This is a genomic window from Microcoleus anatoxicus (assembly GCF_042465725.1).
Lineage (GTDB): Bacteria > Cyanobacteriota > Cyanobacteriia > Cyanobacteriales > Microcoleaceae > Microcoleus > Microcoleus anatoxicus.
Map to the genome: position 1 here is coordinate 1228998 of NZ_CP120853.1, position 12485 is coordinate 1241482.

At 43.7% G+C, this 12485-nt stretch carries 10 protein-coding genes; 1 reads left to right on the plus strand and 9 read right to left on the minus strand.

Features of this window, described 5'->3' with window-relative positions; all coding sequences use genetic code 11:
* Positions 1–326: 326 nt before the first annotated feature.
* The 9 genes from ldpA to P2A85_RS05225 all read right to left on the minus strand — a co-directional run bounded on the left by ldpA (position 327) and on the right by P2A85_RS05225 (position 11044).
* A complete protein-coding gene (gene ldpA, locus P2A85_RS05185) occupies positions 327–1478 on the minus strand; it encodes a circadian clock protein LdpA (RefSeq protein WP_377477913.1) in 1152 nt (383 codons plus the stop codon).
* Positions 1479–1845: 367 nt separating this feature from the next.
* On the minus strand, positions 1846–3051 hold the full coding sequence (locus tag P2A85_RS05190) for an O-antigen ligase family protein (protein WP_377477914.1): 1206 nt from the start codon (positions 3049–3051) through the stop codon (positions 1846–1848).
* 115 nt (positions 3052–3166) lie between these two features.
* Positions 3167–4030: a hypothetical protein gene (locus tag P2A85_RS05195; RefSeq protein WP_377477915.1), complete on the minus strand. Its 864-nt coding sequence runs from the start codon at positions 4028–4030 to the stop codon at positions 3167–3169.
* A 386-nt stretch (positions 4031–4416) separates the two neighbouring features.
* Positions 4417–4773: a hypothetical protein gene (locus P2A85_RS05200; RefSeq protein WP_377477916.1), complete on the minus strand. Its 357-nt coding sequence runs from the start codon at positions 4771–4773 to the stop codon at positions 4417–4419.
* Between the two features lie 90 nt (positions 4774–4863).
* Entirely contained in the window at positions 4864–6129 is a 1266-nt protein-coding gene (locus tag P2A85_RS05205; RefSeq protein ID WP_377477917.1) for a histidine kinase, read from the minus strand.
* A 1008-nt stretch (positions 6130–7137) separates the two neighbouring features.
* Positions 7138–7842, minus strand: coding sequence for a hypothetical protein (locus P2A85_RS05210; RefSeq protein WP_377477918.1), 705 nt, complete (start codon positions 7840–7842; stop codon positions 7138–7140).
* A 58-nt stretch (positions 7843–7900) separates the two neighbouring features.
* Positions 7901–8581: a hypothetical protein gene (locus P2A85_RS05215; protein ID WP_341731473.1), complete on the minus strand. Its 681-nt coding sequence runs from the start codon at positions 8579–8581 to the stop codon at positions 7901–7903.
* A gap of 422 nt (positions 8582–9003) precedes the next feature.
* Positions 9004–10323 (minus strand): four-carbon acid sugar kinase family protein, encoded by a 1320-nt coding sequence (locus P2A85_RS05220; protein ID WP_377477920.1) that lies wholly within the window; start codon positions 10321–10323, stop codon positions 9004–9006.
* Between the two features lie 70 nt (positions 10324–10393).
* Positions 10394–11044 (minus strand): hypothetical protein, encoded by a 651-nt coding sequence (locus P2A85_RS05225; protein WP_340525203.1) that lies wholly within the window; start codon positions 11042–11044, stop codon positions 10394–10396.
* A gap of 96 nt (positions 11045–11140) precedes the next feature.
* Between P2A85_RS05225 and P2A85_RS05230 the strand changes: the two genes are divergently transcribed.
* Entirely contained in the window at positions 11141–12310 is a 1170-nt protein-coding gene (locus P2A85_RS05230) for a cysteine desulfurase family protein (RefSeq protein WP_377477922.1), read from the plus strand.
* Positions 12311–12485 lie beyond the last annotated feature (175 nt).

The following is a 12485-nucleotide window of genomic DNA, read 5'->3' on the forward strand; positions in this document are numbered from 1 at the left end:
TGTTCGGGTGACGTTTTCAAGCTTTTTAGTCATTGGTTATTAGTTATTAGTCATTGGTTATTAGTTATTAGTTATTGGTTATTGGTTATTAGTTATTAGGTATTGGTTATTAGTTATTGGAACTATAGCAATCGCCAATGTGGTCAAGGCATTTATAATCATTGAGCCCAATGACTGCGTTTATCCTGCCCTGCGACTCCGCTCCCTGAGCGATGCTCAAAGCGCCTTGGCGACTGGTGTAACTACTAACCAACGACTACTGACTAATGACTACTGACTAATGACTACTGACTAATGACTACTGACTAATGACTACTGACTACTAACTAATCTTCTTTCAGTTGCGAAACTAGAGAATCAGCTAAACTCACGGCCTGCCTGAGCAGTGCTGGGAAGGCTTCTAGTTTAGTCAGTCCTGGTGTTTGAGTTCCGGCGACTGGTGGCGTGATGGCGTTTGGAATCGCCAAGGCTCGATCGATTTGCATTGTTTCTAATTGCTCTAAAATTGGTGACAGCAAAACACGGGCATAGCTGCCATAAGCTACACCTGCAATATATGGGGTTTGGGAATTTGACAAATTTTTCCTTCCCTCCCTCATCAGCCCAGATGCTCTGAGTTTGCTGACAGTATGAGCATTAGTGCCACCAGCAAGTTGCACGTATCCGGGTAAGCCGGCCGCTAAGACTTTTTGGCCTAGTTTGACGGCTGCTCTAGTAGCTCCGGTTCCAATATCTCCACTCATTGGCCTACCGTCGGTTTGCCAAATTAGGGGACAAGGAAGGGGGGAAATTATTTGATAAAGTGTTCGCAAATAATCAATCAAACCTTCTCCATCGGGGCAACTAATGGCAATTAACTTGATTCGATCGACCCAGGGATTTATGCTTGACCAAAGTCTTGCAAAATCTGTTTCTCTGCCTATTTGGGTGTGGATTTCTAGGGCGTCCACACCGGATTGCAGGATTAAAGGTGCGATCGCGGCCGGGGCCGACACGTAGGAACGGGTGTAAATTAGTTGGCTGGGACAAACCGGGAGACAGCGACCGCAGCCATAGCATTGCTGGTCTATGACCCCGGAAACACCTTCGCCACCACCCTGAAAAACGATGGCTGTGGCTGGACAAATTTTTTCGCAAGGTCGCCAGCAGTCCACCGGACACTCGGCTGGGTTGAATTCGGCCTTACGAAAATGCGGGTCTTCCCCATCATTTAAACTTACCATCAGCCAGGGCAAACCTTGTCGGTCAAACCTGGGGTTTTGGGCTTGAGTCTGTATGGTGCCGGCCACCTGTAGGGCTTCTTTCGCTGCTGCGATCGCCGCGGGGTCTGCCGCGACATCGATACAGTCAGCGCCTGCTAAGGTGTAAGCCAAGGTCAGGTTGCGGACCGCAGGCAGGTGTTGAAAGCTGGCCCCACAGATCAGCTTGAACCAATGGCCACTTTTTAATGAGTTTAGGGGCTGGTAATGTTCTGTCACCTTTATATGCTAACGTTTTGAGCTAAAAATTGCGAGGCAAAAATTTCAACTGAGTTTTCCGACTCAGACAGATACAAGGATCAAAACGCTACCGATAGGAGTGGGACTTGGGGGGGCAGCCCCAGATGTGGAGTATCAACCATTACTTTTTTGGCAATCTAATTTTTTTAAGATTTTTTGTTGCGGGTGCGATTTTTAATTGTTGGCTGAGGTTTTAATTTTAGGCAGACTTATAATACTATCATTTGTTAGCGGTGGGTGCAAGATAAAAGCCGACTATTATTGCAGGATTGAGAGTTTTGGAATCTCTTAACTCGATTCGGAGCCATCTAGCGCCCACCAAAGCACCTGGGCGTATTGAGCGCACTCAAACCAAGGCAGAATGAAAGTTAAATAGCCGATCGCCATTGCTGATATGTCGGTATTTAGCGACACGATCGCGAGCGTGCAAGCAATATCCCCACAAAGCAAAACTAGCGATCGCACCCAGAATGCCTGTAGAAATAGCAGTATCTAAAATCCAATTGTGAGCTTTATAACTCGGTATTTTTTCAGTACGAATCTGTCCGTTTATATCTAGGTAATCATAAGAAAACTGACCGAAACTTAGGATTTGAGGAACGTTATTGGGATTGGCGATGAAAGGATATGCGATACCAAATCCGTTAAAACCCCAGCCAAAGAAAGGTCGTTTTTGAATGCCGCGCACAGCAACTTCCCACAAAGGCGATCGGCTGGACATTACTTGTGCAACAGATACCCGATTCCAGTCCAGAGGTCTAGTAAAGGTCATTGCACTAATTGCTACTAAGCCGAGCGCAATAACTGCAATCATTAATTTATAGTATTGCCATCCCAATAAGTAAAATAGTGCTATAATTAAAGATAAAATTGCTGTGCGAGTGTTGGTAAATAGCAAAGCGGGGAGAATTATGAATAAAATCAGAGTGGAAGTGCGATCGTTAATTAATTTCCACTTCCAACCTACCGCACAAATCACGGCTGTCAGAGCCAATACTATGGCTGCGTGACCGCGGTGCGAGAAAAGTGCGATCGGCTGCTGTCCCCGAAAAATCGTACTAGCCAAAACATCATGTGCGATCGACTGACCGTTCGTTGCTGTATAATCAATTTGCCAGTTGACAACTTGCGGAAAAACGCTAACAGCTACAACCGCCCCTCCTATCAGCAAACCCCGCATTTGAGAGAGAAACAGTTCGGGATGAAGTTTTAGTAGCAACCTATTACTCAGCGAAAAAATAGAAATTAACAGCCAGTACAGCCAGCCATCTCCCATTTGGTCTTGTCCCCAAAAAGAACGCTCCGGGAAAGGACTGTTGAGGGTAGAAATCGCTCCCACCGTCAAAAAAACTCCCCACAAAATCAGGCAGATTTTCCACTGGCGGGAAAAAGTTAAAAGTTTCCTTTCTTCCCATAAAAATGATAAATTTGAAAGCACAATCAGCAGGACAACAAAAACTTTAGGTTGCGTCCAAATTTCGCCGCGGCTGCCTCCCCAAGGGTTGATGAGAATGAGGCTGAAAGCATATAGCAGAGTGTAAAGATTTTTCATTTGTGTCATTGCGAGCTTTGTGTGATTGCTGTAGGGGCGGGTTCACCAACAATATCTGCTAATAATTGACAATCTCAAAAACCCGCCCCGATCGGGATATTAGGCTCTAGAAAAATTATCCAGCCTGTCGCTTTTTCCGCAAAATATGCCGCATCGCACCGAACCACAACAGCATTCCATTAGCCGCCAAAATACTCCCAGGTTCCGGTACAGCTTCCGCATCAATTGGCTTGGAAATTTGCCGCATCTTGAAACTTCCTTCCCTTTCCTGAAAAGCTAATTGAATTGGAAATGCTGTTTCTGCTGTCTCACCAAATAATGAATCAATCCCAGTGATTCTAAAATTATCTACTGGATAACCCAATAAAGAAACAAAGTCTAATTTATCTCCCGGACTGAAATTACCGAGTATCGAATCTCCTACTGCAACAGTAAACTCCTGGTCATCGCCCACAGGGAAATCGAGAATTTCAGTAAATAAAGTGTCTTCCAGAGATTGGAATTCAAAGCCGTAAGTAGTTGGAGGGTCAAACCAGCGGCAGCCGGGAACTTTGTTGAAGACTTGCCAGCCATTTTGGATAGAATTAGGAAGGATGGGGTTTTGCTGTGTCAGGCCCCGCTTTTCTTTTCCGAATCCGCCGCCGCCGCTACTTGCGGAGCTAAAATCTGGCGATTCTTGTGGGTCGTAAACATCAACAAACAGCTCGTAATTGCCCTTGTCTTGACCGCGAGCACCTCCACCAGCAGCGCGGACATCGAGGTTGATATTGCCGCTACTACCTACAGTACCCGTTAGTGCGGAGGCAAAGCCATTTCCTACAGGGCTACTGTCGTCGTCAAATGCAAATCCAAAACCTGAGCTCTGAGTGCTTAAAAATGTGTTGGGGTTGCAGCGGTTGGAGGGAAGGTCGTTGTTTGTCCAGGCTATATATTTTGAACCAGGAGTAATTTCTGGGATGCTGAAGCGGTCTATTTCCACACCCGATGCTAGACTATCTGAAAACTTTTTAGACGTTTTAAGACGCTTAACTGTACTTTTCCAACCCCAAGAAACTCCGTTATAAATTGAGACTTTCTTGTCTGCCGTCTTTTCAACTAGATAGAGTTCAGCATCAAAGGTATGGCCTTTAAAGACATTCCTGCTGAATGGATAGTCTTTGAATACACCGGGTTCTAATTGTCCTGGAAACTGCTGATCGTAGAAGGGATTATCCTGAAAAGATGGAACGTCAATGAGATTGTTTGGTTCTCCGCTACGATCCTGTAAAAAGTTAAAGTTAGTTACCCGCTGAATCCAATGTAAATTGTTAAGATTCTTGTGAAAAATGGGGGAAACTCCATCTTCTGCTATCTTAGAAAGGTAATTTAGTTCAAATTTAGCCCTACCGCATAAGTTTCGTCTGGGAAGTTAGGCTCTGATAGGTAGTGAGGCTGATATTCTACAATCTGAAATCTACCATCTATTGATACCGGATTAAATTCCCATCCTGGAAAAAGGGTTTGGAGGGTTCTCATAAAGTCACTACTTTGAGCAGGTGGGTTGAGAAGTTTTACCTCTTTTACAGTTATTTTACCTTCAAACTGATCCCGGTATTTGTATGAAATGGGATCAGAGCTAGTGTCACCGCCCAAACTAAAAGAGAATGCACTCGCTCCATAATCCATCAGCCAGAGCAGCAAGCTTGTTGTCAAAAATACCAAGGGATATTGTCGTAATCGCATTTTTTGTAACTCCTTACAAACCACTAATTTTAAAAACTATCAACCAGGGGTGAAATCCTACCTAACAGACAAGTGTGATGTCGTTAAAGTTTAATGCTCGACTAAGTTAAACCCTACATAAGGCGTAGCTCCCCAGCCTTTCCATGTATCTCCTGAGAGCTCCTGTGTGCAGCTTACTTCTGACACTCCAGGGTTGTACCCAATTCTTATCTGATACTTACCGGGCTTGAACTCATCAAAATAGATGAAGCCACCAGAGCGTTCAGAGCGTCCAAGTAAAAGCAAGTTATTTTCCCAGAAGAGTTTGGCATCTAGACTGAAAGTAACATTCTCTCCTGGCTCGACTAACGGACAGTTGTATCCTGCCAGCAAATTCCCTCCCCCGCGTCCTTTCAAACGCAGTTTTTTACCACCTTGCTCTAGAATCTGTAACATTGTATTTAACTGTTGGAAACGAAACGAAGTTGCCGTTTTATTGGTAATCCGAAGAGCGAGTTTTACAGGAGTTGTAGCATTGGGCTTATTTGAGGGGATTATAAAGACACGCTCTGGCATAAAAATTTCAAAGCGAATGCCATCTAATTCAACTGTATTGCTGTTAATGGATACAGGTTGAACTACGCGAATCGGTATGAAGTTCGTAGCTCCCTGACCTCTTCTAAGTCCTTTTACTGTCATCGGCTTTTGCGTTTCTTCGTCATAGCAGGAAACTTTTCCACCAGGACTGTCATAAATGAACCGAAGCTGATATTCTCCGGGCTTTAGTTCGTCAAAATACCAGAAGTAACCAAGCCCAGCATCACCTTTGAGTTGAAGCTTATTATTATTCCATGTAAGTACACCGGAACGGAATAATTTTCTTGTTCCTGGCTCCACTAATCCGCACAAACTTCTCGTATTTGACTGTCTATCTCTAGCTTTTTGTAGTGGCAGCGATCGACCATCTTGCCCTACAAGTTCTGGAATCAATGTGTCGTTGTCAGCTCGAATGAAATTTTGTGTATTGTTGGCAATGCTAACTACAAAAGATAAAGGGCTACTGATATCCAGCTTCTTTTCCGGTATGGGTAAAACAAAGTATGGCACTGAGATTTTCATAGAAATGCCTTCCTGTTCTACGGTTTTGTTGTCAGGTGAATCTACGGATTTCAACTCAGCCACCCTCGTTATTCCTAGATGGGAGGGCGCAGTCGAGCCTCTGGACACATGGCTTAATGCCATTACTCCCTCTTTCATCGCAATAACTTCTCTAGGCACATGACTCAATGCCACTAAGCCAGAAAGAATTAAAACCAATAAAAATAGGTAACAGTTCTTCATCACATGAATTAGCTCTGCTTTTTTAAAGTGACTCATTACTATTTGACTATATTAGGACAAGTCTATTAATCTTTTAACCGTAAAACTACCGAACTTTTTCAGACCAATTTTCCCTACTATCAGCAGTATAGCTGTCGGAAAACTTTTTAGTGGTTTTAGGGGGAGTAAATATGCTTTTCCAACCCCATGATATCCCATTATATATTGTCACTTGAGTAGGGTTATTAATGGGATCTTTGACCTCAGCAAGATACAGTTCTGCACTCCAGTTTTTGTTGTTATAATAGATATCATCTCGGGATGGAGTATCCACAAAAAGAATTCTTTGATCGGCGGGAGGCCTTATTACCTGACCATAGGTGTCGTAAAAAGGGTTAAATGTTGGTTGTTGGGGATTTTGAGGGTTGACAAGACCTGGTTGAGTTTGCTCTAGGAACGTATCAATTTTATCATCAGGAGTTCCTGGTGGCTGCTTAATGACTCCCTGTAGGGTAACAGTGTAAGCATGATTGTTAACTACCCGTTGAATAAAATGAACGTTACTTCCTACTGGATCGAAACCAGCACTAGGGTTATAAAGAACTTGTATTTCAGCCCCAACAGTTTCTATCGGAGTAATAAAAATAAAGGGAGCATAAACCCCAATATCAAACCTACCTGTTAAAGACTCTACAGGTTGCGCCTTGTTAAAAGTCCAACCATTTTGTGCCCAAACAGATGACGTTAGCAGGTTAAAAAATCATTTGTGCCGCCTAGTGGGAGTGCTGAGACTGAGGTAGTAGAGACAGTCACAGTACCAACACCGGGCTTCGTATGGGATATTGAGGAACAGTAAGGCGAGGTAGGAGTGCATATCGGGTTTGGTTGTTGGGATGGCAATGTGAAAGAAAACGCGAAACTGGCTCTACTTGTTAGCAACATCAGTAAGGGCGAGCTCAAGAAAATCATCAAGTGTTGCGATAGTCTCATTGTTGACAACTCCTTTGTATGGGGTAGGAAATATCTGTCTCGGCTTGAAATCGAGTAAAAATTGGCTCTTAAGTTCTATTTAGATTCAGACTGGACGACGCGGAACTTCACAAAGGGTGTTACTATCTGACCCGTCCAAATCCCTTGTGTTAATTTGTGTTCATATATCTGGGGTTCATCACAGAATAATACTGGTCTAAAATTGACGTATGTCAACCTAATTTGATAGTTACCAGGCCCAATATCGAAAGTCCATCCGCCACCCAATCCATCATTGCCTCCGAAGAGAAGCTGATTGTTCTGCCAGAAAAGTTCGGCTTTCAAGAAAAAGGTTAGACTTTCTCGTGGTTGAACTAAGGGACAAGCCAGTTGCGGAGATTTGCGAAGCATACCTCTACCCCCAGAGCGCCGTAATAAGTTGCCATCGGCATCCACTATTTCTAGTGAGAATATAAAAAGGGGATCGAGTGGAGGAAAGCGAATCGGGTCAGGTGTGTTGTTTGTCATTTGAAAACCGATCCGAACAGGAGTAGTAGCATTTGGCTGATTTTCAGGTATGCGCCACACCCGCTCCGGTGCTAAAATTTCCAACCGAATACCATTTCTTTCAACTGCATTGCTATCGCTCGATTCAAAAGATATCAAATCGGGATTTGAGTCGATCAATAGATTTCCTATCGCGCTCGCTCCTTCAGGTATATTGCTGAGTGCGATCGCTCCTGAAAGTAATAAAGCGAGCAACAACAGAAAAAAATACTTCAACCGCAAAAGATACTTCATACCTTCTAATAATTGACACTATCAGGCTTGGGAATTAGACGCATCTTAAAACTTATGTTCAAAGGTGGACTAAGCTAAAATTCTTTGAGGGAGTAATTCCCCGACCTACCCAGATTTTTTCTTCTGTCCTGGGTACTTGCGTTATTAGTTCGCAGAGTCGTACTATTGTGCTGCGGACGTCATACTCTAAAGCAATCGAGTACACGCCAGGACTGAGAGGCTCATAAATCCAAGGGGCACCTTGAGCATTAGTACCTTCAAGCTGAAGCTGATTATTCTGCCACTGAAGTATCCAGTTCCAAACGAAAGTTTCACTTTTTCCAGGTTTGATTGACGGACAAAGGGGTTTGTTTAAGGTCGGTGGATCAGATGAAATTACCTTGTTCGCTATTTTTAATTCTTGACCATCCATTTTTATAATCTTTGGACCAAAGCTAAGCGCCAAGGGGACGCGAATAGACTCTGATGTTTTGTTCGTAATGCGGACACCAAATTGCACAGGGGTATTTGCACCGTGCAGATTGGCTGGAATTGGCCATATCGGGTTAAACACCACAGTTTCTAAATGGATACCATCTACTTCAACTACATTGCTATGTGTTGATTCAAAGGATGTCAATTCAGTTGCCCTCCCCAGTTGGGCATCAACAGCCCCAGCTAACAATCTGGGTACATGGCGGAGTGCGATTACACCCGAAATGATTAAAGCCAATAAAAACAAGGCAAAATGCTTAATCACATGAATTAGCTCTGCTTTTTTTAAAGTGACTCATTACTATTTGACTATATATATTAGGACAAATATATTAATCTTTTAACCGTAAAAATACTGAAGTTTTTTAGACCAATTTTCCCTACTATCAGCAGTATAACGGCTCTCTCTAATGCTTAGTCCACAAAGTAGCGACCGATACAATCCACCGCAGTTTTTTACCATCTTGCCCTAGAATCTGTAACGTTGTATTTAACTATTGGAAGCGCAACGAGGCTGCCGTTTTATTCGTAATCTGAAGAGCGATTTTTACAGGAGTTGCAGCATTGGGCTTATTTGAGGGGATTGTCAAGATACGCTCTGGCATTAAAATTTCAATATGTTAGATACCTGACTTCTCTAAGAAGTCGGGTATCTAAGTGTGGTGTTTTTTGAACTCAGTCTGCTGGTTACTTGCTCAGTCGTTGGTAAGCCGTGGCTAAAGCATTACTATCTCCGACATTTCCGGGAAACAAAACTACTGGTAAATTGGGAAATAGAGGATGATTTGACTCGGTTTTTACTACTGAACAACCAGGGATGATTTGACCTAGGAGTCTGACACTTTTGAGGGACAAACCTGTACTCAAAACATCATTGGAAGTAATACCACCTTTGCTGATTAAAAACCCGATATCTCCCGGCAGACCGCGGACAATATCCATCAATAAAGCCGAAACAGCTTCTCCAAATTTTAACCTGATTTCTGTGTTTTTAAATTGTAGTTCCTGGCGACTGGTATAAATTACTGGGGTTTTGTCATCGCTGTGAGCATTGCGGACTTTTTCTAGAGTTTTATTCAGTAAATTTGTCCGCTCCTCTGGGGCTTCTTCTAGTAAATGAGCTACATCTATTTCAATGCTCACTGTATTGGGTTCTTTTAACAATTGTTCCAATTGTTCTGTGGTTTTTTTAACGTGGGAACCAACTATTACTGCACCGGGTTTGCCATTCCTGACATATTTTACCATATTGTCGGCGGCGATGGGCTGGGGACCTAGGTCGGCTAAGGATGTTAAGATGCTGGCTGCGCTGCGGAATAAAAACTTTTTCCCTTGACTAGCTGCATCGAGAATGTGTTTAGCAAAGGTGTCTAAATCGCTTTGATTTTCGCAATCTACTACTGCACATTGGTTGTTTGTCATGTGCATGAGTCGATCTAAGTTTCCTTGGCGAATATCTGCGAGTAAGATGCGATCGACATTCTCGGCCTGAATCCGACCTTTGGTTTTTTCTTCCACGTAGTCTGGGAGGTAACTGTGACTGTAGCCAAAGACTGAATCTTTGGCAAATTCGGTTTCGTGGACTGGTGTTTCGACGTTGTTAACCATTAGGTAATGCACGCTGTCGCGGGTAATTCTTCCTCCTTCAAAAAAGGCGGGAATTAGAAAATGACCGTCGAAGGGACCGAGTTCTTCGGCGATCGCGTCGGTTTCGATGGGATAGTGACCGCGCAGGGTAGAATCGGAACGGCTAACTATTAAAAAATCCTGAATTCCTTCGGCGGCGATCGCAATTTTAAGATTTTGGCACACTTCGCGGGTGACGGAGGCTGCGTTTTCGGGAGTTAGCGATCGAGTATTTGTCAGTATAAAGAAAATCGGCGATTTGTCCCGCAGTCCCAAACGCAGTGTTGCGTCGTCCCAAGTAGTCAGCAGCAAGCAACTGTGCACGGTTTGAGAACCTGTGGGATCGTCATCAAGAACTATAATCTTAGGTTTAGCAGACATACTGACCTGGTTGTTAACGTCACCTTTCTAAGATATCCTGACCCAGTGACTTCACTGAAAAAATTTTACGTTAAGTCGCCTCCTTTCGCTGTTGCAACTTTTTCATTTCTGCTTGAACTCCCACGGCTACCTGCAAAGCTTGGTTTAGCAATCGCCCTTGTTCGCTAGCCCGATCGCTAATTTGCAAGGCATTTAAGGCGACTAGGTTAGTGGCGAATAGTTCGGAGTTAGTTCCCACAAATTTTTGGTTTTCCCTGATGATTCTCTCGGTTTTCAACGCTCTGACTAAATCCTTTCTGATCAGATCCAATGCTTGAATGACTTTTGAGCGATCGGCTATTTTGACTCCCGAATTACCAGCATCTTCTATGTCGTCATTAATGGCGATCGCCTTGATGATACCATTGTAGCGATCGACATCATCAAAAAGATTAATTAAATGTTTGTTTTGGTGGCTGCACCTAATTTTCCAGATATCCTCAAAGATTAAACCGGCGATCGCCATCAGGTGAATGGCTAACCAAACCAAATAAGCCCTGGGAAATATCATTACCAGCAGCAAACAACTGATCAGAACTAAAATAATTAAACCGAAGGTTTTCACCCCTTCGCGAACAAACTTAGTTGCTGTTGCGGGTCGATATACGCGATCGGGGCCCGTACCGCTGAGGCGTTTGAGTTCACCCGCAGTAATTTCTAATCCCTGGATGTCAGAGCGCATAAATCTTTACAAATATTTGTTAATTATAAATTTTAGCTATAGAACAAAAGGCTCGTCTACAATAAATCTAACATCTTTTTTCACTAAATTTCCACTATGTCCGCACGTCCTATCTACCTCGACAACCACTCGACAACCCCCGTAGACAAGCGGGTACTTGATGCGATGGTGCCCTATTTCACCGAGCAATTCGGCAATGCAGCCAGCATCAACCACGTCTACGGCTGGGAAGCCGAAGCAGCGGTAAAACAGTCACGACAAATTTTAGCAGAAGCCATCAACGCCTCTCCAGAAGAAATTGTTTTTACCAGCGGTGCAACGGAAGCCAATAACTTAGCGATTAAAGGCATCGCCGAAGCCTATTTCAGCAAAGGAAAGCACATTATAACAGTAAAAACTGAACATAATGCGATTCTTGACCCCTGTACATATTTGGAAAAATTGGGATTTGACATTACCGTTCTACCTGTAAAAAGTGACGGATTGATTGATATAGGCGACTTGATCAAAGCGATTCGATCGGAGACGATTTTAGTTTCGGTGATGACTGCTAATAATGAAATTGGAGTGATTCAACCGATTGGAGAAATTGCGGCAATCTGTCGCGGAAATGATATTATTTTCCACACAGATGCAGCCCAGGCGATCGGTAAAATTCCCCTAGACGTACAGGAGATGAATATCGATTTAATGTCCTTGACAGCCCACAAAATTTACGGACCAAAAGGCATTGGAGCTCTCTATGTGCGTCGCCATAAACCTAGAGTCCAGTTAGCACCACAAATGCACGGCGGTGGTCACGAACGGGGAATGCGATCGGGTACACTGTACGCACCGCAAATAGTCGGATTTGCTAAAGCTGTGGAATTAGGAATTGCGGAAATGGAGGAGGAAACAGCACGAGTTGTGAGTTTGCGCGAGCGTTTGTGGCAAAATTTGGCAGAATTAGGAGATGTGTTTCTCAACGGTCACGCGACTAAAAGATTGCCAGGAAATCTTAATATTAGTGTAGGTGGCGTTGACGGTCAAGCATTGCTGTTGGGGTTACAGTCAGCGGCGGCGGTTTCTTCTGGTTCGGCTTGTACTTCTGCCAAAATATCTCCATCTCATGTTTTAGCAGCGATCGGGCGATCGGACAAATTAGCCTACGCTTCCATTCGGTTTGGGATTGGCCGTTTCAATACTGTAGCAGAAATAGATGCAGTCTCTCAACACGCGATCGCCACTATTACATCTCTCCGACAAGCTCAAAAAGTCATGAGTTAAAAAGATCATTCGGCGGTTGAAACCGCGTCTTGTCAAACGAAGTCCGCCTCCGCGGACTAAGAGATCGAGGGGGTTTAAAACCCGGATTTGGTATTAAAACTTTCCTATTTCTTCAGTCCGCGAAGGCGGACTTTGTTTGTGTAGCAGCGATTTCAATCGCCGAGTATAATTGGTA